Here is a 22,886-nt window from a genome sequence, read left to right on the forward strand (position 1 = left end):
CACCCGGTAGCCCGTCCAGCCGCCCAGCTTACCCACCGTCTTGCGATCAAACATTGCCGTGCCCCATTCCCATGCGGTCTCGGGCACAATACGGCGGGTGAGGTCAGGGGCTCAACGTCCCCGGAAACCTTCGAAGAACCCAAAAAAAGGGGCTACATCGCTGTAACCCCCTGTCTCCTATAGGAATTTGGCTCCGCCTGCTGGGCTCGAACCAGCGACCCACTGATTAACAGTCAGTTGCTCTACCAACTGAGCTAAGGCGGAGTAGTCTCGCCCGGGGCGAGAGGCGCGCATATTACTGGCGGAGGCGGCGGCGGTCAACACCGGGCCCGGCCCCACCGGGCCCGGCCCCGCCAGCCCGGGGTTTGACGGCTGCGGGAGGGCCGGGGGGCGCCACCCCTTAGCGAGGCCGCCATGAGTTCGTCATAATGGCGGGCTAGCCTCGCTTAACGGAGTCCGCCCGTGTCCACCGGCAAACCCTTCCGGGTCGCCTCGAAATTCCAGCCCGCCGGTGACCAGCCGGCCGCCATCGACGCCCTGGTGAAGGGTATCGAGGCGGGGCTGGCGTCGCAGACGCTGCTCGGCGTCACCGGCTCCGGCAAGACCTTCACCATGGCCCACGTGGTGGAACGCCTGCAGCGGCCCACGATCGTCATGGCGCACAACAAGACGCTGGCGGCGCAGCTCTACGGCGAGTTCCGCGAGTTCCTGCCGGACAACGCCGTGGAGTATTTCGTTTCCTACTACGATTACTACCAGCCGGAGGCCTACGTCCCGTCCTCGGATACCTTCATCGAGAAGGACGCCTCCATCAACGACCACATCGAGCAGATGCGCCTCTCGGCCACCAAGGCGCTCCTTGAGCGGCGGGACTGCCTCGTGGTGGCGACGGTCTCCGCCATCTATGGCCTCGGCGATCCGCAGTCCTACTTCCGCATGGTCATGCACCTGTCCCGCGGCGAGATGGTGGACCAGCGCGAGATCCTGCGGCAGCTGGCCGAGCTGCAGTACACCCGCAACGACGTCGATTTTTCCCGCGGTACCTACCGGGTGCGCGGCGACGTGATCGACATCTTCCCCGCCGATGCCGAGTCCGAGGCGGTGCGCCTGGAGCTCTTCGACGAGGAGATCGAGAACATCGTCACCTTCGACCCGCTCACCGGGGCCATCGGCGACCGGCTGCCGCGGGTCACCATCTTCCCTAAGACCCACTACGTCACCTCCCGGGACGTGATGCTCAGGGCCATCGACCAGATCGAGGAGGAGCTCGAGGAGCGGGTGGCCCAGCTGAAGGGTGCCGAGAAGCTGGTCGAGGCGCAGCGCCTGCAGCAGCGCACCCGCTACGACATCGAGATGATCCGCGAGCTCGGCTACTGCCAGGGCGTGGAGAACTACTCCCGCTATCTCTCCGGCCGCGCCCCGGGCGAGCCGCCGCCGACGCTCTTCGAGTACCTGCCGGACGACGCGCTCTGCATCATCGACGAGTCCCATGCCACCATTCCCCAGATCGGGGCGATGTACAAGGGCGACCGCTCGCGCAAGGAGACACTGGTGGAGTACGGCTTCCGGCTGCCGTCGGCGCTGGATAACCGGCCCCTGCGCTTCGAGGAATGGGAGCAGCTGCTGCCCCAGGCCGTGTTCGTCTCCGCCACGCCGGGGCCTTACGAGGAGGAGCATGCCGGGCAGGTGGTGGAGCAGGTGGTGCGTCCCACGGGCCTGGTTGACCCGGCGGTGGAGGTGCGCCCCGCGAGCACCCAGGTGGACGACCTCCTCGGCGAGATCCGCACGGTCATCGACACGGGGCAGCGGGTACTGGTCACCACGCTGACCAAGCGCATGGCCGAGGACCTCACCGAGTACCTCGCCGAGCACGACATTCGCGTGCGCTACCTGCACTCGGACATCGACACGGTGGAGCGGGTGGAGATCATCCGCGACCTGCGCCTCGGCAAGTTCGACGTGCTCGTGGGCATCAACCTGCTCCGCGAGGGCCTGGATATGCCCGAGGTGGCGCTGGTCGCCATCCTCGACGCCGACAAGGAAGGCTTCCTGCGCTCGGACCGCTCTCTGATCCAGACCATCGGCCGCGCCGCCCGCAACCTGCAGGGCCGGGCGATCCTCTATGCCGACAACGTCACCGGCTCCATGCAGCGCGCCATGGACGAGACGGCGCGCCGGCGCGAGAAGCAGATCGCGTTCAACGAGGAACACCACATCACGCCGAAGGGGGTGGAGAAGTCCGTCGCCGACATCATGGAAGGTGCCCGGCGTATGCCCACCAAGGCGCGGGCGAAGGGGCGCAAGGTGGCCGAGGACAGCCTCAGCTACAGCGCCGACCTCAAGAACCTGTCACCAGCGGCCCTGGCCCGCAAGCTCGAGACCCTGGAAAAGCAGATGCACGAGCACGCGAAGAACCTCGAGTTCGAGGAGGCCGCGGCGCTGCGCGACCAGGTCGCGGAGCTCAAGCAGTTGGCGTTCCTGAACTGACTGCTGCCCGCGGCAGCCACAGGCTGAAAACTGCACCATCCCCCCCGGGACGGTTTTCCGCTGTCGCCCTGCCGCCGAGGCGCCGGGCGATGAGCTGCACCACGTGCAGCCCCAGGCCGAGGTGGGGGGAGTCGCCGCGTTCGACGCGCAGTGACACCATGGGCTCGAAGAGCTGTCCGCGCAGTGTGTCCGGAAGGCCTGGGCCCGGGTTCTCCACGGCTACCTCCCAGCCATCTGCTGCCGGGCGCAGCAGCACGGTGACCTCGCTGCCCGCGGGTGCAAAGGAGGCCGCGTTGTCCACCAGCTTGTCGAGAGCCTGCACCAGCAGCTCGGCGCTGCCCTGGACCGTGGCACGTTCCGTGCCCGCCGCGGCCGAGAAGCGCACGCGATGGGCCGCGTAGCTGTCGTCGTAGGCCGCGACCACTTCCGCCAGCAACGGCCGCAGCGCCACCGGCCCCAGCTCCGCCGCGCGGATGCTGTCCTCCAGCCGCGACGCCTCGCTCATGGCCGCCAGGATGCGGCCGAGGCGGCCCAGCCCGTCCCGGGCGCGCTGCAGGTAGGTGGCGCGGTCTGCCGGTGAGAGGTTCCCGTCTTCGAGGTTGTCGAGGGAGGACTGGATCACGGCGATCGGCGTGCGCAGCTCGTGGCCGAGCTGCCGGGCGAGGTGCCTGAGGTAATCGTTGTAGCCCGCGATGGCCTCGAGCAGGTCCGCGAAGCGGCGGGAGAGGTCGCCGATCTCGTCGCGGGCATCGCTGCGCGGGAAGCTCCCGGCCACCGCGCCGTCCTCGCTGACCACCGCCGCGGTCGCACGCCCGAGGCGGCCGATGCGCCAGCCGAGGAGGCTCGCATAGCCGAGGAGCACGATGACAGCCAGCAGCATCACGGCGAGGCTGAGCGCCAGCACACGCCCGGTGGCTTCATCGGCGAGGGCGAGGTATTGCTCGCTGTCCTGGCTGACGCGGACGGCGCCGATCACGCTGCCCCCGGCAAGCACCGGTGCCGCGGCGGCGACGCGGGTCCCGCGGCCCTCGCCGCGGTACCAGGCGGTGGCGGGCTCCCCGGCGAGGGCCCGCTCCGCTTCCGCGGCCGGCAGCCGACCGTCGCCGGCGCGGGGTGCCGGTGGCAGGGGCCGGTCGCGCAGGATGCTCCGGTACAGCGCGCGCAGGGCCCAGAAGGTGTCCTCCTCGCCGCTGCCCCGGGCGGGGCCGCCGGCGGCGGCACCGGCGACGTAGCCCTGGCTGTCCAGTGCCTGCAGTCGTGTGCCCGGGTCCGCGAAGCGCGCCAGGTGCGCATCCAGCGCCGCGGCCCGGCGCACGACGACCGGCGCGGGCCCGCCATCGAGGTTGCCGAGCGCCGCCCGGTCCCGGTCGCCGGCGGCATCGACCACCTCGAAGGCGAGGCGGCCGTCGAGCAGCGTCAGCGGCAGGTCCAGCTCCAGGCTGTAGCCGCCAGCGCCGTCCTGCCAGCTGCCGCGGATGCGCCGCGCATCGAGGAGCGAGAGGCTGCTGTTGCGTGGCCGCCCGCGCACGCGGCCCGGGGCCGCCGTGGCGACCAGGGCCTCGCGCCAGCCGTCGGCGCCGAAGCGCAGGCGCACGCGGTCGCCGTTCTCCCCGGCGCGCAGCGGGTCGCTGTAGCGAGGAGTCGGGTCACGGACCTCGAGCAGGAGGTAGAGGCGCGCGCCGTGCTCGCGCAGGGCGTAGCGCACGGCGAAGCCGTCGCCGCTGTCCAGTGCCTGCCGCGTCGTGCCGGCCCAGTCGTCCGCATAGCCGTCGATAATCACCGGCGCCCCCGGGGCGGCGTAGAGGCTGTTCGCGCCTGCCGGGGCGCGCTCTGTGAGCGGCGCTGGCGCAAAGCGCTGCGGCTGGTCGTGGAGCGAGGCGGCGATGGCGCGGGCGCTGGCCGCCACGGCGCGGGCCTGGCCGCTGCGCAGGGCGCCTTCCATCTCGCGCACGAACTGGCAGCCGGCCCAGGGCAGGGCGAGGAGCAGCAGGGAGACAGCCAGCAGCTGCCGGCGGAGGTTCACGCGTCCTGCCAGCGGTAGCCCATGCCGTAGGCCGTCTCGATGGCGGCAAAGTCCTCGTCGATGCCCTGGAACTTGCGGCGGATCCGCTTGATGTGCGAGGTCACCGTGTTGTCGTCGAGCACCACGTTGGCGGCGTCCATGAGCTGCTGGCGGTTCTTCACGTGGCCCGGGTGGCGGGCGAGGGCGTGGACGATCCAGAACTCGGTCACCGTGAGGTCCACCCGCGCCTGGGCCCAGTGCGCGGTCATGCGCTCCACGTTGAGAGCCAGGGGGCCCCGCTCGAGCACGTCCTCATGGGCCACCGGCGCGCGCAGGGCCTGCACCCGGCGCAGCAGGGCGTGGATGCGGGCGAGCATGTGGCCCTGGCTGATGTCCTTGGTGAGGTAGTCATCGGCGCCGAGACGCAGCCCGGAGACGATGTCCAGCTCCGAATCGCGCGCCGTGAGGAAGACGATGGGCAGTTCCTGACTGCGGGCGCGCAGCTCGCGGCAGAGTTCGAAGCCGCCTTCCACGTCGTCGCCGAGGCCCACGTCGATGATGGCGAGGTCAGGCAGCTGGTCGGCGAGCGCCGTGCTGGCGCTCGGCCGGTCCCGGTAGATGCTGACCCGGAAGCCCTGGCGGGCGAGGGCCTCGCTGTAGTTGGCCGCGATGGCGGCCTCGTCCTCGACGATGGCGATGTGCTGGCGCATGGCGCTCTGCCTTGCCTGGATTGAGCGCAGCATTCCAGAAAGCCCGCCCCCCCTCAAGCGGCTGCCAGAATTCGCCACAATTGATCAGCGGGGCGCCACGGGGAGGGCGGCCGCCTGCCACTGCGGGGCGGTGTACTGGCGGAAACACCCAAGGAGACCCGCCATGGCATCGCCCGCTCCCTTCCCCTGCTCCGTCGCCGATGCGGCGCTGCGCTGGCTTGCCCGCGCGGTGCTGGTGATTCTCTGCCTGCTGCTGTTGGACACGGCACCGGCGCGCGCCGAGGGCCCCACGCTCGCGCTGGTCGACGACGCCGGCAAGGCGAGCCTGTCGCTGCGCCAGGCGAGCCACCTGTCGCTCGAGATCCACGGCCTGCTGGCGGTGGCGGTGCTCGAGCAGTCCTTCGAGAACCGCGCGGCCGGCTGGCGCCACGGCGTGTACAGCTTTCCGCTGCCGGAGCAGGCCGCGGTGCGGCGCCTCGACTTCGTGCTTGGCGAGCGGTTGATCCGCGGCCGGGTCCGCGAGCGGGAGGAGGCGGCGAAGGTCTTTGCGGCGGCGCAGCGCGAGGGCAAGCAGGCCGCGCTCGTCGAGCAGCAGCGGCCGAACCTGTTCACCAGCCGCCTCGCCAACATCCCGCCGGGGGAGACGGTGCGGGTGCGCCTGGAACTCGTGCTGCCCGTCGCCTACGAGGACGGTGTGTTCTCCCTGCGTTTCCCGAGCACCGTGACGCCGCGCTACATAGCCGGCCAGGCCCTGGCGGGCGAGCCCGGTACGCCCGTTGAAAGCTGGAGCCGGCCCTCGGACCAGGTGCCGGATGCTCACCGCATCACGCCCTTCCAGCACGCCGTCGAGGGCAGCGATGCGGCGCCGCTCAACCCCCTGCGCCTCGAGCTGGTGCTCGACGCCGGTGTGCCTCTCGCGTCCGTAGACGCGCTCTACCACGATCTCAGCCTCGAGCGGGACGCCGCTCGCTACCGCGCCCGGCTGCGCCGCGGCGTGACGGAGATGGACCGGGACCTGGTCCTGCGCTGGCGCCCGGTGCGCGGCGCGGCGCCGGCGGCGGCGCTCTACACCGAAACGGTCGACGGGCAGCACTACGCCTACCTGATGCTCCTGCCGCCGCGCCCGGGCGGTGAGCCGCCGGGACCGCGCGAGCTGGTGCTGGTGGTGGACCGCTCGGGCTCCATGGGCGGGACACCCATCGAGCAGGCGCGCGCCAGCGTGCGCGCGGCCCTGGCCGCGCTGCGGCCCGAAGACCATTTCAACGTCATCGCTTTCGACGACAAGGTCGACGCCCTCTACCCGGCGAGTCGCCCCGCCTCGCCGGAGGCGCTCGCCACCGCGCGCCGTTTCGTCGGCCGGCTGGATGCCCGCGGCGGCACGGAAATGCGCCCGGCGCTGGACCTGGCGCTGCCGGCAGTGGAGCAGGGCGCGGGGCGATTGCGGCAGGTCGTGTTCATCACTGATGGCGCGGTGGGCAACGAGCGCGCGCTCTTTGCCCGCATTCGCGAGCGCCTGGGGCGGGCCCGGCTGTTCACCGTCGGTATCGGCGCGGCCCCGAACAGCTGGTTCATGCGCCGCGCCGCTGAGGCGGGCCGCGGTAGCTTTGTGCACGTCGGCCGGCGTGAAGAGGCCGGGCCGGCCATGGATGCGCTGCTGGCGCGGCTGGCCAGCCCTGTCCTCACCGACATCAATGTGCGCTGGCCGGTCGGCGTCGAGGCGGTACCGGCGATCGTTCCCGATCTCTACGCCGGCCAGCCGGTGCTGCAGGCCGTGGCCCTCGACGCACCGCTGGCGGGGGCGGTGGCACTGACCGGCCGCCGGGGTGGGCAGCCCTGGGCGCAGACGCTGCGGGCGGATGCGGCGAGCGGCAACGCTTCCGGGGTGGGCACGCTCTGGGCCCGGGGCCGCGTGCAGGCGCTGCTGGATACGCTCGAGGTCGGGGCCGACCGGGCGCAGGTGCGCGCCGAGGTGCTGCCCCTCGCCCTGGCCCACCAGCTGCTTACGCCCTTCACCAGCTTCATTGCCGTCGAGGAGCGGCGCGCGCGGCCTGAGGGAGCAAAAGCCGATGACAGCCCGGTGCCGAACACCCGCCCCGCGGGCCAGGCGCCGCAGCCGTTCGCCTTCCCGGCGACGGCGACCACGGCGCGGGCGCGGGCCTGGGCGGGGTTGCTGCTGCTTTTCACCGGCGTGATCGTGGTCGCCCTGCGCCAGGAGGACCGTGCCGGGGAGGGCGCACCGCTGCGGGGCGGTCGGGGATGAAGCGGGCCCGAGTGCTGCTGGCGGCCGGCGCGCTGGCCGCGTCGGCCTGGCTGCTCGGCGGTGCGGCCGCGATCCACGGCAAGGCGGTGCTGGCGCAGTGGCTGATCGCCCGGGCCTGGGCGCAGGAGGTCGCGCAGGAGCCGGCCCGCCCCTGGCCCTGGGCCGACACCTGGCCCGTGGCCCGGCTATCGGTGCCTTCGCTGGGCAAGACGCAGTACGTCCTGCACGGCACCAGCGGCCAGGCCCTGGCCTTCGGTCCGGGGCTCGATCCGGCCGGCGCCGCGCCGGGGGAGCCCGGTGTCGTCCTCCTCGCCGGCCATCGCGACACCCACTTCGCCTGGCTGGCGGCCATCGCCCCGGGTGATCGCCTTCAGCTCACGGACCGGGCCGGCACGACCCGGCACTACGCGGTCGTCAGCCAGCGCGTCTTCGACAGCCGCGCCGGGCCGCTGCGAGCCGGGCTGGCGGATGGCCTGGTGCTGGTGACCTGCTTTCCGTTCGACGCGGTCGTAGCGGGCGGGCCGCTGCGTTACGTGGTGGAGGCGGCCGCGGTCATAGGCGGCGCGCAATAACCGGCTGCGATGCAGTGGCCTCGTCAGGCCTCAAGGACTATCTGCCTGATCGCCTCGATCGCCGCTTCGCTACTCTGACGCTCGCACTCGAGGTCGTAATGGGTCTGCAGGTTCATCCAGAACTCCGGGGAGTTCCCGAACAGTTTCGCAAGGCGTAGCGCCGTACCGGGTGTGATGTTCCTTTGCTCGCGTGCGATGTCCTGGATACGGTTCGGCGGCACGTCGATCGCCCTGGCGACGCGGTAGGCAGTCAGGCCAAGGGGTGCCATGAACTCCTCGCGCAGCACTTCACCCGGATGCATTGGGTTCAGCGTCAGGCTGCTCATCGTGCTCTTCCTCAATGGTAGTCCACGATCTCGACGTCGAACGCATCGCCAGCTCGCCAGCGGAAACAGACCCGGTACTGGTCGTTCACGCGGATGCTGTGCTGGCCCTTGCGATTGTCCTTAAGGGCTTCCAGCCGGTTCCCCGGTGGTACCCGCAGGTCGGCCAGGCTCGTCGCGGCGTGCAGCATCTTCAACTTCCTTCGCGCCACTCGGCTGACATCGGGGCCCAGCCGGCGGGAGACCGCGTTGCCGAAGACCTTTTCCGCTTCGCGATCTGCCCACGTCTTGATCATTCTGGTGAGTATGTTGAGCGTATCTATGTACGTCAAGTGTATCTATCAGCCATTTGTGTTCCGGCTACAGCGGCTGCGTGTGAACCCGGGCCCGTGGACAACCCGCGTGGTTTTAATCGCCGGCGTTTTCGGGCATCATGCGCGGCCTTTACAGGCCGGCGTCGCCGGCGCTGAACAGTTAGTCACGTGGCCTGGCGTAGGGGCCACCACTGGAGGAGGATCAGCATGCCCGCCATTACCCTGCCCGACGGAAGCATCCGCGAATTTGCGAACCCGGTCACCGTGGCCGAGGTCGCCGCCGACATCGGCCCGGGCCTCGCCAAGGCCGCCCTGGCCGGCGTGGTCGACGGCCGCGAGGTCGACACCAGCCACCGCATCGACGGCGACGCGCAGCTCGCCATCATCACGGGCCGCGACGACGCGGGTCTCGAGGTCATCCGCCACTCCACGGCCCACCTGCTGGCCATGGCGGTGCAGGATCTGTACCCGGGCACCCAGGTCACGATCGGCCCGGTGATCGAGGACGGCTTCTATTACGATTTTGCCGGCGAGCACCAGTTCACGCCGGACGACCTGCCGAGGATCGAGCAGCGCATGGCCGAGCTCGCCGCCGAGGATCTGCCCGTGGAGCGCCTTGTCATGGAGCGGGAGGAGGCCGTGGCCCTGTTCCGCGACCTGGGCGAGCAGTACAAGGTGGAGATCATCCGCGAACTGCCCGAGGACGAGGCAGTCTCCGTCTACCGCCAGGGCGAGTGGATGGACCTCTGCCGCGGCCCCCACGTGCCCAGCACTGGCAGGCTCGGTGCCTTCAAGCTGACCAAGCTGGCAGGTGCCTACTGGCGCGGTGACGCGAACAACGAGATGCTGCAGCGCATCTACGGTACGGCCTGGGCGGACAAGAAGCAGCTCAAGCAGTACCTGAAGCGCCTCGAGGAGGCCGAGAAGCGCGATCACCGCAAGATCGCCCGTAAGCTCGATCTCTTCCACACCCAGGAAGAGGCGCCGGGCATGGTCTTCTGGCACCCGGCGGGCTGGTCCATCTACCAGGTGATCGAGCAGTACATGCGGTCGCAGCAGCGCGCCCACGGCTACCAGGAGATCCGCACCCCGCAGGTGGTGGACATGACCCTGTGGCAGAAGTCCGGCCACGCCGACAAGTTCGGCGACGACATGTTCATGCTGCAGGCGGAGGAGCGCGACTACGCGGTCAAGCCCATGAACTGCCCCTGCCACGTGCAGGTGTTCAACCAGGGCCTGCGCTCCTACCGCGACCTGCCCCTGCGTCTGGCCGAGTTCGGCAGCTGCCACCGCAACGAGCCGTCCGGTTCGCTGCACGGCATCATGCGCGTCCGCGGCTTCACCCAGGACGATGCCCACATTTTCTGCACGGAGGCGCAGATCCAGGAGGAAGTGTCGGGCTTCATCGACTTCCTGCACGCCGTCTACGCCGATTTCGGCTTCGACGACGTCATCTACCGCCTGTCCACTCGCCCGCCAAAACGGGTGGGCACCGACGCCGACTGGGACCGTGCGGAAAAGGCCCTGGCCGACGCCCTCGATGCCCAGGGCCTCGACTGGGAGGAACTGCCGGGGGAGGGCGCGTTCTACGGGCCCAAGATCGAATTCTCCCTCAAGGACTGCATCGGCCGGGTCTGGCAGCTGGGCACGATCCAGGTGGATTTCTCCATGCCGGGGCGCCTGGACGCGCAGTATGTGGCCGAGGACGGGTCGCGGAAAGTGCCGGTGATGCTGCACCGGGCCATCCTCGGTTCCTTCGAACGCTTCATCGGGATTCTCATCGAGCACTTCGAGGGCGCCTTCCCGGCGTGGCTGGCGCCGACCCAGGCGGTGGTGCTGAATATTACCGACAAGCAGCACGATTACGTGAAAAGTGTGGAAGATTCCTTGCAAAACAAGGGCTTTCGCGTCATTTCGGACTTGAGAAATGAAAAGATCGGCTTTAAAATCCGCGAGCACACGATTCAGCGTGTCCCCTATCTGCTTGTGATCGGGGACAAGGAAGTCGAATCGCAGACCGTGGCCGTGCGCGCCCGCACCGGCGAGGATCTGGGGTCCATGGACCTCGAGGCGTTCAGCCGCCTCCTCGCAGACGATGTGGCGCGGCGCGGTCGTATTGTATTGGAGAAGCAGCATTAAGAAAGACGCAGGCAAGGGCAAACGCGCCCTAACGAACGACGAAATCACGGCGAGCACCTGTCGCCTGATCGGGTCCGACGGCGAACAGATCGGCATTGTTCCGATGGCGGAGGCCCGGGCGAAGGCCGAGGCGGAAAGCCTCGACCTGGTGCTCATCGCTGACCAGTCCGATCCCGTGGTCTGCAAGATCATGGACTACGGCAAGCACGTGTTCGAGGCCAAGAAGCAGAAAAACCTGCAGAAGAAGAAGGCCAAGCGCACGCAGATCAAGGAAATGAAATTCCGTCCCGGGACGGAAGAGGGCGACTACCAGGTGAAACTGCGCAACCTGGTGCGCTTCCTCGAGAACGGAGACAAGGCCAAGGTCACGCTGCGCTTCCGCGGCCGTGAAATGGCCCACCAGGAACTCGGCCTGGAGCTCCTCAAGCGGGTGGAGGCGGACCTCGAGGAACTCGGGTCCGTCGAGCAGTTCCCGAAGATGGAGGGGCGGCAGATGACCATGGTCATCGCCCCGAGAAAGAAGAGCGGCTAGCGGCCCGTGAATGCCCTGGTGCGCTCATTACTGAAACTCTGAAAGCGGAGTACTGACATGCCGAAAGCAAAAATTCACAGCGGGGCGGCCAAGCGGTTCAAGAAGACCGCCGGCGGCTACAAGCGCAAGCACGCGTACAAGAGCCACATCCTGACCAAGATGACGACCAAGCGTAAGCGCCAGCTGCGCGGGACGGATAGGATCCACCCGAGCGACAAGGTGCTCATCGACCGCATGCTGCGGGCACGCTAAGCGACTGACGGACACAGGAGACAACCATGCCTCGCGTAAAACGTGGTGTCGTCGCCCATCGGCGGCACAAGAAGATTCTCAAGCAGGCCAAGGGTTACTACGGTGCGCGCAGCCGCGTGTTCCGCGTAGCCAAGCAGGCGGTCACCAAGGCCGGGCAGTATGCCTACCGCGACCGTCGCCAGCGCAAGCGCCAGTTCCGGGCCCTCTGGATCACCCGGATCAACGCCCAGTCACGGGCCAACGGCCTGCCCTACAGCCAGTTCATCAACGGCCTGAAGAAGGCCGAGATCGGGCTGGACCGCCGGGTCCTTGCCGACCTGGCCGTGCACGACAAGCCGGCCTTTGCCGAGGTGGTGGAGCAGGCGAAAGCGGCGCTGGCCGCGTAAGACCCATCCCGCCGCTCCGGCGGTTTGCTTGTTGCACCAGTAGATGAAGGGAAAGGGCCTTGCTCTTTCCCTTTTTTATTGCCGGTTTTTGTTGGCGGCGCCCAACCCGCCGCGACCTGTAAGGGACTGACATGGACAACCTGGAAGAGCTGGCCGGCGAGGCCCGTGCCGCGATCGAGGCCGCCGAGGACGGTGCCGCCCTGGAACAGCTTCGGGTCGATTACCTGGGCAAGAAGGGGCGGGTCACCGCGTTGCTCAAGGGGCTCGGGAAGCTATCGGCGGAAGAGCGCCCCGCCGCCGGCGCGCGCATCAACGAGGTGAAGGAAAGCCTCCAGGGCCTGATCGCCGGGCGCAGGGCCGCCCTCGATGCCGCCGCCGTCGCCGAGCGTCTCGCCGCCGAGGCCATCGACGTGACGCTGCCGGGCCGGGGCGAGGGCAGCGGCAGCCTGCACCCGGTGACCCGGACCATCGAGCGCATGGAGGATTTCTTCGGCGCCGTGGGCTTCGAGATTGCCGAGGGGCCCGAGATCGAGGACGACTACCACAACTTCGAAGCCCTGAACTTCCCGCCGAACCACCCGGCCCGGGCCGAGCACGATACGTTCTTCGTCGACGAGGGCACGGTGCTGCGCACCCACACCTCCCCGGTACAGGTGCGGGTCATGGAAAGCCGGGAGCCGCCCTTTCGCATCATCTGCCCGGGCCGCGTCTACCGCTGCGACTCGGACCTCACCCATACACCCATGTTTCACCAGGTCGAGGGCCTGCTGGTGGACGAGCACTCCACCCTGGCGGACCTGAAGGGCCTGATCGAGGACTTCCTGCAGTCCTTCTTCGAGCAGTCCCTGGCTGTGCGCTTCCGACCCTCCTATTTCCCCTTCGTCGAGCCGGGGGCGGAGGTGGACATGCAGTGCGTGCACTGCGGCGGCGAGGGCTGCCGCGTGTGCGGCCATACCGGCTGGCTCGAGATCATGGGCTGCGGCATGGTGCACCCCCGGGTCTTCGAGCTGTCCGGCATCGACCCGGACCGCTATGCGGGCTTCGCCTTCGGCATGGGCGTGGAGCGCCTCGCCATGCTGCGCTACGGCGTGAATGACCTGCGCCTCTTCTTCGACAACGACCTGCGCTTTCTCGCGCAGTTCTAGGCCACCCGGGAGACAGCAACCGTGAAGATCAGTGAACAATGGCTGCGCGAGTGGGTGAACCCGGCGCTTTCCAGTGAGGAGCTGGCCGGGCAGCTGACCATGGCCGGCCTCGAGGTGGATGCCGTGAGCCCCGTGGCCGGTGCCTTCCGGGGCGTGGTGGTCGGTGAGATCGTCGCTGCCGAGCAGCACCCGGACGCCGACAAGCTGCGGGTCTGCCGAGTTAACGCGGGCGGTGAAGAGACGTTGCAGATCGTCTGCGGCGCGCCCAACGCGCGCGTCGGCCTGAAGGCGCCGCTGGCTGTCGTCGGCGCCGAGCTGCCCGGTGATTTCCGCATCAAGCGCGCGAAGCTGCGCGGCTTGGAGAGCCAGGGCATGCTCTGTGCCGAGGCCGAGCTCGGCCTCTCGGATGCGAACGAGGGCCTCATGGAACTGCCCCCGGAGGCGACCGTCGGCCAGGACCTGCGCGAGGCCCTGGGGCTCGATGACGTGGTCATCGAGGTCGACCTGACCCCGAATCGTGCCGACTGTCTCGGCATGCGCGGCGTGGCCCGGGAAGTCGGGGCGCTGAACGGTATCGCCGTCTGCGAGCCGCCCATTGAGCCGGTGCCCGCGACCATCGACGATACCTTCCCGGTCACGCTGTCCGCCCCCGAGCGCTGCCCGCGCTACGTCGGCCGGGTGATCCGCAACGTCGACCTGTCGCGCCCGAGCCCGCTCTGGCTCCAGGAAAAGCTGCGCCGCGGCGGCATCCGCAGCATCGACCCGGTGGTCGATATCACCAACTACCTGCTGCTGGAGCTCGGCCAGCCGATGCACGCCTTCGACCTCGGCGAGCTGGCCGGCGGTATTACGGTGCGCACGGCGAAGGCCGGCGAGACGCTCGAGCTATTGAACGGCACCACGATTACCCTCGGCGAGCACAATCTCGTCATCGCCGACGAGCGCCGTTCGCTGGCCCTGGCCGGCATCATGGGTGGCGAGGGCAGCGGTGTGAGCCCGGCCACGACGGACATCTTCCTGGAGTCGGCCTTCTTCGCCCCGGAGCACCTTGCCGGCCAGGCGCGCAGCTTCGGCCTGCACACGGACTCCTCGCACCGCTTCGAGCGCGGCGTGGACTTCACGCTGCAGCGCCTCGCCATGGAGCGTGCCACGGCGCTGCTCATCGACATCGTCGGCGGTGAGCCGGGCCCGGTGGTCGAGGCGGTGGAAGAGGGCGCGCTGCCGGTGCGCGAGCCCGTGCACCTGCGCGCCGCCCGCATCGAGCGGGTGCTCGGCGTGGCCATCGAGAACGCCGCGGTGGAGAAAATCCTGCGCGGTCTCGGCCTGGAGGTGGAGCCCGTGGACGACGGCTGGCGCTGCGCCGTGCCGCCCTGGCGCTTCGATATTGCCATCGAGGCCGACCTGCTCGAGGAATTGGGCCGGGTCCACGGCTATCACCGCCTGCCGGCCACCCGCATCCGCGCCGATCTCACCATGCCGCAGCGGCCCGAGACGCAGCTGTCGCCGCGCCGGCTGCGCCGGCACCTCGCGGCCCGGGGCTACCGCGAGGCCATCACCTACAGCTTCGTCGATCCGGCGCAGCAGGCGCTCTTCGACCCGGACCTGGCGCCGGTGGCGCTGCGCAATCCCATTTCCAGCGACATGGCGGTGATGCGCACGAGCCTGATCCCGGGCCTGGTGGCCACGGCGCAGCGCAACCTGAACCGCCAGCAGCCGCGGCCGCGGCTGTTCGAAACGGGCCTGCGCTTTCTCCCGGGCGAGGACGGTGCCCTTGACCAGCGGCCGACCCTGGCCGTGCTCCTCGGCGGCCGCCGGCAGCCCGAGGGCTGGGCCGGCAGCCGCGACGCGGCGGACTTCTACGACCTCAAGGGCGACCTCGAGAGTCTCTTCGCCGTCACCGGTTGCGAGGAGGATTTCACCTTCGCAGCTGCCGAACGCGCGGGGCTGCACCCGGGGCAGACGGCGGCGATGCACCGCGGCGATGCGCTGGTTGGCTACCTAGGCGCCCTGCACCCGGAGACGCTCGCGACCCTGGACCTCGATCGCCCGCTGTACGTGGCGGAGATAGACCTCGAGGCATTGCTCAAGGCGCGCCTGCCGGCCTTCACGCCGGTCTCGCGCTACCCGGAAATCCGCCGCGACCTCGCCGTCATCGTCGACCGCGAGGTCCCTGCTGCAGCGATCATGGCTGATGTTCGAGCTACAGCAGGCCCTTACTTCAAGGAGTTAACGCTCTTTGATGTGTATGCCGGGAAAGGCATTGATCCTAAACGAAAAAGTCTTGCTCTTGGTTTGACTTTCCGGGATCAATCGCGCACTCTTGACGATGAAGAGGTGACGGCGGCCGTTGAGCAAGTCATTGATTCACTGGTAAAAAACCATAACGCGGAGTTGCGGGGCTAGGCGTCGCGCCTGATGAGTGCACTGACCAAATCGGAAATGGCCGAGCGCCTGTTCGAGGAATTGGGCCTGAACAAGCGCGAGGCAAAAGAGATCGTCGAGCTGTTTTTCGAGGAGATCCGCGCGTGCCTCGAGAACAACGAGCAGGTGAAGCTCTCGGGGTTCGGCAATTTCGACCTGCGCGACAAGAGCCAGCGGCCGGGCCGCAACCCGAAGACCGGCGAGGAGATCCCCATTTCCGCCCGCCGTGTCGTAACCTTCAGGCCCGGGCAGAAGCTCAAGGCCAGGGTGGAAGCCTATGCTGGAACCGAGTCATAACAACGAACTGCCGGCCATCCCGGGCAAGCGGTATTTCACGATCGGTGAAGTCAGCGAACTCTGCGCGGTAAAGCCCCACGTACTGCGCTACTGGGAGCAGGAGTTCCCTCAGCTCAAGCCGGTGAAGCGCCGCGGCAACCGCCGCTACTACCAGCGCGAGGACGTGCTGACGATCCGCCAGATCCGCTCGCTTCTCTACGAGGAGGGCTACACGATCGGCGGCGCCCGGCAGCGCATGGAGGACGACGGCGAGAAGGGTATGCGCCCGGCCGAACTCAAGGCCGCCATCCAGGAGTCGATCCGCGACCTCGAGGAAGTCCTCGAACTCCTCAAGCCCGCCAGCCGCTAGGTCGTTGTACCGCGGGCGGGGACCCGCTCAGAGTCACGGCTCTCGCTACACGGAGGCTCTCTTTCGCTCTCTCCGGCCACGGCCATCAGCGGTTCGCGTTTGAGGACATGAATCCGTCCGTATTGGTGCCTGATCCAGCCAGCGGCGCTAAAGGAAGCCAACGCCTTGCCAGTGGTCGATCGGGACAGCAGCAATAGCTCACATAATTCCTTCTGCGTGATGTGCAGCGGAGTACCCGGTTCACTGCCCAGCTCCAGGTCGATGGCATTAACAGAGAGCAGCAGCCTTGCGATGCGCTGCTCGGGCTTGAGCAAACCGACCTCGGTCAGGCGCATCGCCACATCGCGGAAATTTTGGGTGCAGATGCCTGCGAGGCGCCGATAGACATCCGGCTGACGCCTCGCCAGGGCGGCAAGGGCCTTGCCCGGAACACGCACCAGGCACACAGCCCCGGCCACGTGTGCCCTGTGAGGAAGTACCTGGCCGTCGATCAGGGCCATGGCGTTGAACCAGTCGCCGGGCCAGAAAATCCAACCCAGGTGCTCCTCTCCCTGCGTGGTAACGTAAGAGTGCTTCACTATGCCTGACACGACAGCGTAAAGCGCATCTTCGAGCGCTCCGGGATGCAGGATAGTGTCGCCGTGAGCGTATTCGCGCCAGGTGGCCGCGGCGAGAATGTCACGTTGCACCTCCACGGGTTGTTCACGGAACCATCCTCGCCGCTTCAGGGCATGCTCGATAGCACCGATCTTCCACATGTCTCTAGAACCTCTCAGACACTCACTACAAGCACAGATTCGCGGGCGCCAGAGTTACTCGCCCTCGCGTTGTTTCCCGGCCTCGGGTATAGCGTAACAGCCTAGCGTTCAAGAAAGATGGTCCTATAACCATCATCAAGCCGAACTCGCCCGCGTCGCACTGCGGTGTCGTGATCGAGATCACACTCTCGCTCTCAGCGTTCGGGCTTGCGCCGGAATTGTCGAATTTCATCATTGAGTAGGGCAGACGTGTGGTAGCGTTTTCACTGCTCCCGTGTGATCAGGATCGTTTCATGTCGTTGCACCGCTTACTATCTCGGATGATTCCCACCGCTCAGCTGGTTTGCCGTCCCTGGGTGCTGTCTCGCGCTGTGGCAGCACTGTTGCTGGTGGGCGCGGGGGCTGTGCACGCGCAGGATGCCAACTTTGCCATTACGGTCAATCCGGGCGCCGTCCCGCCCAACGCCACGACGGTTTTCCCGGGTGAACTCACCAGCGTTCGCATAGCGCTGCAGAACAACAATGCCGCACCCATTACTAACGCCAGCTACAACGCAGGTCTTGCCGATGTCTTGCCGGACACGGGCGCGGCAGCGCTCCGCGTCGCCGGTGCGGCAACGACGACTTGCCCTGCGGGCACGGCCTCTGCGACCATCGGCACGCGCAGGCTGGGTTTCTCCGGCATCACCGTGCCCGCCAACAATGAGTGCTTTGTCGATGTGCCGCTTGAAGCGATATCGACAGATGGGAGCGGCACGTCGCTCAGCTATGCCATCGCAGCTGACGAAGTCAGCGCCGACGGCGGCGCCAACGCGACCGGCGGTAACCAGGCCTACACGGTACGCTCTGTCGCCCGCCCGACAGTCAGCAAGACCTTTGTCAGTGATAATCTCCTCATCCTGGGCGGTGCTACCCGCACCCTGCGTATCTCCGTCGCCAACCCCGCATCCATCGATCTTACTGGCATCGCCTTCGCGGATGTACTTCCGACGGCGGGTGGAGAGGCCATTCTCGAGCCGACCGGCGCAGCCGCAACGGGCAACTGCGTCGCCGCTGGCGCTAGCGTCAATCTGACCCTTGGTGCGAGCGCCGCGGTGGATGTCGCTGGCCTCGACCTTGCCGCTGGGGCCAGTTGTTCCATCGATGTTGAGGTCAGAGGACGGCAGACCAATGGCAACTACCAGGAGACCCTAACCAATCGCATCGAGGCGAGCAGTTTCAGTTCGGACCAGGGCCTGACCCCCGCGGGTGATGCGACCGCCAACGTGCGTGTCCGCTCCCCGCTGGGTGTGCAGAAGGCGTTCAACCCCACGGTGCTCGCCAGTGGCCAGCAGGGGCAGTTCACCATCACCCTCAGCAATGCCGCAAGCAGCGCCCTGACCGGCGTCAGCTTTGCCGATGACCCGATCGGCACGCCGGAGGGAGGTTTGGGTATTGCTGACGCTTCGGATGTCACCAGCACCTGCGGCGGTTCGGTTACTCTCCTGGGGTTTGGCTCTGGCTTCGCCCTAAGCGGTGCTACCGTCCCGGCCAACAGTAGCTGCCAGATTACCGTGGACTTCACCGGCACCGTGGCCGATGCAGAAACGCCGGTGACCTACACCAACACGCTTCCGGAAGGTGCGATCACGGTTAGCTCGCCCGCCGGAATTGTCAGTCAATCCGAGTCGGCCACGGTGATCGTCGCCGACCGTTTGCGGGTGCGCAAGTTCCGGTCGCCGAACAACGCGGCGCCCGGAGAGGCCGTCAACTACGACGTGACGGTTCAGAACTTCTCCAGCGCCGCCCTCTCGAACGTTTCGCTTGAGGATACACTGCTCAACGGCTCTTCACTGCTCATCGGTGGCGCGTTCGATCCGACTGTTTCTGCTGCCTGCGGTACGCTCAACACCAACGGCGCAACTACCGGCGACACAAGTATCAACTTCACCATTGCAACGGTGCCCGCCCGGGCGGATGCGGCAACGCCTGGGGAGTGTACCGTCAGCTTCTGGGTCATGATCGATCCTGACGCCACGACGAGCACCACGAACCAGATCGAAGCCGGCGGGGTCTGCTTCAACGACGGTGGCCAGGTCTGCAATGGCGGAGCCTCCAATACGGTGACCGTGGACTTCCGTTCCCCTGTGGCCTTCGTCAAGACCTTTGACGGCGCGGGCACGGCCAGCAAGCTGGAGGGCGTGCCAGCGCGGCTCCGCCTCGAACTGCGCAATTTCGCGGCTGAGCCGCTCAACTCGGTGACCTTCAGCGATACGCTGCCGAGTGCGGGTCCGTTCCAGCAACTTGTCGTCGCGTCTCCCGCCAACATGAGCAATAGCTGCGGCGGCACGGTCACAGCGGTGGCCGGCACCGGTTCGGTCAGTCTGAATGACGGTGTCGTACCCGCGGTGCAGGGCGGTGGCTCACCGGGGACTTGCGCGGTTGAGGTCGACGTCGTCGGTCCTGCCGGCGCCTACAACAACACCGCGGAAGCCACCGGCCTGCGCCCCAACGCCGATGGCACCCAGACGAACACTGGCACCTTGGAGGATTCGGCGACTCTGAATTACGCCCCGACGCTTGCCAGCAGCAAGCTGTTCACGCCCGACGCGACGAGTGACGGCGGCATCAGTACGCTGGAAATCCGCTTTGAGAACCTGGATGCCAGTCAACCGATTACCGGCATCGAGGCGACGGACCCGCTGCCCGCCGGTATGACGGTGGCGGAGACCGCGAATGCCTATACCACCTGCGCCGGCGGCACCATCAGCGCGACACCCGGCGCGTCGACGGTCTCCATCAGCGGCGCCGGCCTGGCGCCGTCCAGTACCTGTGCCGTGCTCGTCGATGTCGTGGTGGCGGGGACCAGTGACTGGGTCAATACGATTCCGGCGGGTGAGATTAAAGCCGACGGTGGCATTGTGAACACGACCCCGGTGACGGCAACGCTCCGCTACGAGCCCGCCGGTGTGCCGCTGATCTCGAAGGCAATCACCCCGGGCACCATCGCCCCGGGTCAGGCGGCGGCGCTGACGGTCACGATCACTAACGACTCAGGTCAGGATCTTACCAACCTCGGGCTGGTGGACTGGTTCACCGTTGATGGCACCGAAGGGGGGACGCCAAACGGTATGTTCCTCGCTGCGGTGCCCGCCGGTACCACCGATTGTAGCGGCGGTATTGTGACCGCAGTCCCGGGCGGCGAGAGCCTGCGCCTTTCCGGTGCCAGCCTCGCAGCGGGAGAAAACTGTGCCTTCTCCGCGCAGGTGTCCTCGCGCGCCCTGGGAACAATCGTCAACCGCATACCGGAAAGCACGATCACCACGGACCAGGCCGCGACCAACTCCACAACGTTTGCTGAAAGCAGCCTGAGCACCACCAGCGATGCGGGCCTGAACAAGCAGTTCTCGCCGCCGGTCGTCGGCCCCGGCGAGGTTTCCCGGTTGCGCATCGAATTCCTGAACGGTACGGATGCCGCGATCACCGGCTTTGCCCTGACCGATAGCTACCCCGCCGGCCTGGAGAATGCGCCGGAGCCCAACCCCATCACCAGCTGCGGCGCCGCGACCTTGTCCCTGCCGAGCAGTAACAGCATCAGCATCAGTGGCGGCTCCATCGGCGCGGCGGTGGGAAGTACCGCCAGCACCTGTTTCGTCGAAGTCGATGTAGTCGCTGCTAACGAGGGCACCTACACGAATACGATTCCGGCAAACACGATCACCGTGAGCGAATCGCCCTTGCCGCACCCGGAAGCTTCCGCGGAGCTACAGGTGCGCGAGCGGATCATCGTCAATAAGGCTTTTGATGATCTGACCCTCGACATGGGCGATCCCAACGGATTCACCACGGGCGTTGCGGCGCGGCTGCCGGGCGCAGTGGCTCCGCTGACGATCCGCCTGGAAAATCCGAACGAGATTCCACTGACGGAAGTGACCTTTACCGACGAACTGCCCGACGGCCTCGTGCTCGCGGTGCCGCCGAATTTGGCGACCACCTGTGCCGACGGTGTGGTCAGCGGTGTCGCCAATGGCCGGGGACTGGTGCTGGCCGGCGCCACCCTGGCCGCCGCCGGCGACGAGGGGGATAGCTGCACCGTCACTGCATTGGTCTACTCGAACGTGCCTGCTACGTACACGAACGAGATCCCCGAGGGGGACGTGACGAGCTTCGAGGGTATCGATAACATCCCGGGTACCCAGGCACAGCTCGTGATCAGCGAGCCGCCGCCGGTGAGCAAGGAGTTCCTGCCGCCTGTTGTCGCGCCCGATGCACCGGCCACGCTCCGCATTACGCTCGGTAATGACAATGACAGCGCGGCGACGCTACAGGGCGACCTGGTCGATACGCTGCCGGTGTCGCCGGGCGCCATGGTTGTCGCTGCAACCCCGAACCTGTCCGTGGATACGGCCTGCCCGGCGCTCTCGGTCGTGGCGCCGGCCGGCGCCGCATCGGTCATTGTCGAGGATGGTTCCGTGATTCCGCCGGGCGGCTGCGTGATCGAGGTCACTGTGACGGCCTCGACCCCCGGTGATTATCTAAACGTGATCCCCGCCGGTGCGCTGCAGACGAACCTCGGTCCGAACGATCAGCGCACGGACGCGCCCCTCAAGGTGAGCACACTCGGCTATATTGCCGGCAAGGTATTCCTCGACAACCAGACGGTGCCCGACGGGATCTTCATCCCGGGTGACTCGGACCCGCTTCCGGAGGTTTTGCTCGAACTGCGTGCTGGCGCCGATTGCTCGGGCTCAGTCGTGGATACAATGAACACGGACGCCGCGGGCAACTATCTCTTCGCCGAGCTGCCGGCCGGGACCTATTCCGTTTGCCAGCCGGGCCAGCCTGCCGGCACGCTGAACAGCATTACGACGGAAGGCATCATCGTGCCGTTCGGCAGCAGTACCGGTACCCCCGGTAACGCCGACAACCCTACCCAAAGCAGCAGCGAGATCACCGGGATCGTGCTCGGCGATAATGCGGGTAATGCCGATGAAGTCAGCGGGTCACCGGAGAATGACTTCTCCGAGATCCTGCCCGCAAGTATTGCCGGCAACGTCTACTTCGATGCCAGCAATGACGGTGTCTTCGACCCCGGCGAGACAGGGATCGGTGGCGTCACCATCGAGCTCACCGGCCCGGTCAGTGAAGTCACGGTGACTGCCGCCGATGGCTCCTGGTCATTTACCGGTTTGCCCCCGGGCGATTACACGGTCACCGAGCTACAGCCCGGCGGTTGGCTGGACGGCCTCGATCGGCGCGGCACGGTGGGGGGTACGCCCGTCGGAGACGACTCGGCTTCCGATGTCATCGCGGCGGTGACACTCGGCCCCGGTGATGCCGGTGTCGAGTACAACTTTGGTGAGATCGCACCGGCGTCTCTTGCTGTGGTCGCGAGCGCGGTGTGTATCAACGATACGCCCTACGTTGATTACAACCTCACCGGCTTCAGCGGTGGTACCGCGCCCGGGGTAACGATCCGCTGGATCACGCCGGAGGGCAGGGTGGCAGAAGAAATCAGCGGTCAGCCCGGCTCCGGCCGCGTGCTCTGGCCCGGCGCTTCCGTGGATGCCAATGGTGTTGCTACCGGCTGGCCCGGCTGGGTCTTTGTCGACGGCGAGTGGGAGCCGGTGCCCGACGACCGTCGGCCGGATATGACCTTTGAGGTCGAGTTCAACCCCACGGGAAGTGCTGATGTGTCCTACCCTCCGGCGACACCGCAGTGCGCGGCGCAACCGCCGGGGACCTTCGCCCGGTCGATTCCGCTGAATCCACTCTGGCTGCTCGTTTGCAGCGTATTGGGTCTGGCGATGATCGGTAGCCGGCACCTCCGGTCGGCGCAGTGAGATCCGCTGCGCCGGGTAGTCTCAGGTCCCATGCTCGCTAACGCTCCACCAGCCGGGCGGCTACTTTTCGTCTCGCTGAGCTCAAGGAAGTCCTTGAGCGGCCGAAGCCCGCGAACC

At 67.4% G+C, this 22,886-nt stretch carries 17 protein-coding genes and 1 tRNA gene; 12 read left to right on the plus strand and 6 right to left on the minus strand.

The features are described 5' to 3' along the window. Positions 1-188 precede the first annotated feature (188 nt). Positions 189-264: transfer RNA gene (locus tag ACX93N_RS10615), tRNA-Asn, on the minus strand. Between the two features lie 198 nt (positions 265-462). Here ACX93N_RS10615 and uvrB point away from each other — a divergent pair. Further along, positions 463-2,487 carry an excinuclease ABC subunit UvrB gene (gene uvrB, locus ACX93N_RS10620; protein ID WP_459428394.1) on the plus strand — a complete coding sequence of 675 codons (2,025 nt, stop codon included), beginning with the start codon at positions 463-465 and terminating at the stop codon, positions 2,485-2,487. Here the strand turns inward: uvrB and ACX93N_RS10625 are convergent. Together ACX93N_RS10625 and pdsR are read right to left on the minus strand one after the other, a co-directional pair. Continuing rightward, the gene (locus ACX93N_RS10625; protein WP_459428395.1) at positions 2,462-4,510 is read right to left on the minus strand and encodes an ATP-binding protein; all 2,049 of its coding nucleotides are present in this window, start codon (positions 4,508-4,510) and stop codon (positions 2,462-2,464) included. The two genes, uvrB and ACX93N_RS10625, sit on opposite strands and share 26 nt — an antisense overlap. Next, the gene (gene pdsR / locus ACX93N_RS10630) at positions 4,507-5,199 is read right to left on the minus strand and encodes a proteobacterial dedicated sortase system response regulator (protein ID WP_459428396.1); all 693 of its coding nucleotides are present in this window, start codon (positions 5,197-5,199) and stop codon (positions 4,507-4,509) included. Before pdsR ends, ACX93N_RS10625 begins: the two co-directional genes overlap by 4 nt. 163 nt (positions 5,200-5,362) lie before the next feature. Between pdsR and ACX93N_RS10635 the strand changes: the two genes are divergently transcribed. After that, on the plus strand, positions 5,363-7,459 hold the full coding sequence (locus ACX93N_RS10635) for a marine proteobacterial sortase target protein (RefSeq protein WP_459428397.1): 2,097 nt from the start codon (positions 5,363-5,365) through the stop codon (positions 7,457-7,459). Beyond that, positions 7,456-8,031 (plus strand): class GN sortase, encoded by a 576-nt coding sequence (locus ACX93N_RS10640; protein WP_459428398.1) that lies wholly within the window; start codon positions 7,456-7,458, stop codon positions 8,029-8,031. The genes ACX93N_RS10635 and ACX93N_RS10640 overlap by 4 nt, the downstream gene beginning before the upstream one ends. A 23-nt stretch (positions 8,032-8,054) precedes the next feature. Here ACX93N_RS10640 and ACX93N_RS10645 read toward each other — a convergent pair whose 3' ends face one another. Next, positions 8,055-8,357, minus strand: coding sequence for a HigA family addiction module antitoxin (locus ACX93N_RS10645; RefSeq protein ID WP_459428399.1), 303 nt, complete (start codon positions 8,355-8,357; stop codon positions 8,055-8,057). 11 nt (positions 8,358-8,368) lie between these two features. Further along, on the minus strand, positions 8,369-8,650 hold the full coding sequence (locus tag ACX93N_RS10650) for a type II toxin-antitoxin system RelE/ParE family toxin (RefSeq protein ID WP_459428400.1): 282 nt from the start codon (positions 8,648-8,650) through the stop codon (positions 8,369-8,371). 225 nt (positions 8,651-8,875) lie between these two features. On the opposite strand from ACX93N_RS10650, the gene thrS reads away from it, so the two are divergent. The 8 genes from thrS to ACX93N_RS10690 all read left to right on the plus strand — a co-directional run bounded on the left by thrS (position 8,876) and on the right by ACX93N_RS10690 (position 16,189). Then, on the plus strand, positions 8,876-10,807 hold the full coding sequence (thrS, locus tag ACX93N_RS10655; protein WP_459428401.1) for a threonine--tRNA ligase: 1,932 nt from the start codon (positions 8,876-8,878) through the stop codon (positions 10,805-10,807). Then, positions 10,764-11,339, plus strand: a complete 576-nt coding sequence (infC, locus tag ACX93N_RS10660; protein ID WP_459428402.1) for a translation initiation factor IF-3 — start codon at positions 10,764-10,766, stop codon at positions 11,337-11,339. The genes thrS and infC overlap by 44 nt, the downstream gene beginning before the upstream one ends. Before the next feature lie 57 nt (positions 11,340-11,396). Beyond that, positions 11,397-11,591: a 50S ribosomal protein L35 gene (gene rpmI, locus ACX93N_RS10665; RefSeq protein WP_459428403.1), complete on the plus strand. Its 195-nt coding sequence runs from the start codon at positions 11,397-11,399 to the stop codon at positions 11,589-11,591. Between the two features lie 26 nt (positions 11,592-11,617). Next, the gene (rplT, locus tag ACX93N_RS10670; protein ID WP_350033592.1) at positions 11,618-11,977 is read left to right on the plus strand and encodes a 50S ribosomal protein L20; all 360 of its coding nucleotides are present in this window, start codon (positions 11,618-11,620) and stop codon (positions 11,975-11,977) included. A gap of 131 nt (positions 11,978-12,108) precedes the next feature. Then, complete coding sequence (gene pheS / locus ACX93N_RS10675; protein ID WP_459428404.1) at positions 12,109-13,122, plus strand: phenylalanine--tRNA ligase subunit alpha; 1,014 nt, start codon at positions 12,109-12,111, stop codon at positions 13,120-13,122. Positions 13,123-13,143: 21 nt separating this feature from the next. Continuing rightward, the gene (gene pheT / locus ACX93N_RS10680; RefSeq protein WP_459428405.1) at positions 13,144-15,525 is read left to right on the plus strand and encodes a phenylalanine--tRNA ligase subunit beta; all 2,382 of its coding nucleotides are present in this window, start codon (positions 13,144-13,146) and stop codon (positions 15,523-15,525) included. Positions 15,526-15,537: 12 nt separating this feature from the next. Continuing rightward, positions 15,538-15,840, plus strand: a complete 303-nt coding sequence (gene ihfA / locus ACX93N_RS10685) for an integration host factor subunit alpha (RefSeq protein ID WP_350033586.1) — start codon at positions 15,538-15,540, stop codon at positions 15,838-15,840. Then, on the plus strand, positions 15,821-16,189 hold the full coding sequence (locus tag ACX93N_RS10690; protein WP_459428406.1) for a MerR family transcriptional regulator: 369 nt from the start codon (positions 15,821-15,823) through the stop codon (positions 16,187-16,189). Before ihfA ends, ACX93N_RS10690 begins: the two co-directional genes overlap by 20 nt. Here ACX93N_RS10690 and ACX93N_RS10695 read toward each other — a convergent pair. Further along, entirely contained in the window at positions 16,186-16,947 is a 762-nt protein-coding gene (locus ACX93N_RS10695) for a Crp/Fnr family transcriptional regulator (RefSeq protein ID WP_459428407.1), read from the minus strand. The genes ACX93N_RS10690 and ACX93N_RS10695 overlap by 4 nt on opposite strands. 371 nt (positions 16,948-17,318) lie before the next feature. On the opposite strand from ACX93N_RS10695, the gene ACX93N_RS10700 reads away from it, so the two are divergent. Next, positions 17,319-22,769 (plus strand): DUF7933 domain-containing protein, encoded by a 5,451-nt coding sequence (locus ACX93N_RS10700; RefSeq protein ID WP_459428408.1) that lies wholly within the window; start codon positions 17,319-17,321, stop codon positions 22,767-22,769. Positions 22,770-22,886 lie beyond the last annotated feature (117 nt).

This window comes from Pseudohaliea sp. (genome assembly GCF_054552115.1).

Coding starts and splice junctions, on each gene's coding strand:
- pdsR (WP_459428396.1), bottom strand. CDS start 5,199: ATGCGCCAGCACATCGCCATCGTCGAGGACGAGGCCGCCATCGCGGCC.
- ACX93N_RS10635 (WP_459428397.1), top strand. CDS start 5,363: ATGGCATCGCCCGCTCCCTTCCCCTGCTCCGTCGCCGATGCGGCGCTG.
- ACX93N_RS10640 (WP_459428398.1), top strand. CDS start 7,456: ATGAAGCGGGCCCGAGTGCTGCTGGCGGCCGGCGCGCTGGCCGCGTCG.
- ACX93N_RS10645 (WP_459428399.1), bottom strand. CDS start 8,357: ATGAGCAGCCTGACGCTGAACCCAATGCATCCGGGTGAAGTGCTGCGC.
- ACX93N_RS10650 (WP_459428400.1), bottom strand. CDS start 8,650: ATGATCAAGACGTGGGCAGATCGCGAAGCGGAAAAGGTCTTCGGCAAC.
- thrS (WP_459428401.1), top strand. CDS start 8,876: ATGCCCGCCATTACCCTGCCCGACGGAAGCATCCGCGAATTTGCGAAC.
- infC (WP_459428402.1), top strand. CDS start 10,764: ATGTGGCGCGGCGCGGTCGTATTGTATTGGAGAAGCAGCATTAAGAAA.
- rpmI (WP_459428403.1), top strand. CDS start 11,397: ATGCCGAAAGCAAAAATTCACAGCGGGGCGGCCAAGCGGTTCAAGAAG.
- rplT (WP_350033592.1), top strand. CDS start 11,618: ATGCCTCGCGTAAAACGTGGTGTCGTCGCCCATCGGCGGCACAAGAAG.
- pheS (WP_459428404.1), top strand. CDS start 12,109: ATGGACAACCTGGAAGAGCTGGCCGGCGAGGCCCGTGCCGCGATCGAG.
- ihfA (WP_350033586.1), top strand. CDS start 15,538: ATGAGTGCACTGACCAAATCGGAAATGGCCGAGCGCCTGTTCGAGGAA.
- ACX93N_RS10690 (WP_459428406.1), top strand. CDS start 15,821: ATGCTGGAACCGAGTCATAACAACGAACTGCCGGCCATCCCGGGCAAG.
- ACX93N_RS10695 (WP_459428407.1), bottom strand. CDS start 16,947: ATGTGGAAGATCGGTGCTATCGAGCATGCCCTGAAGCGGCGAGGATGG.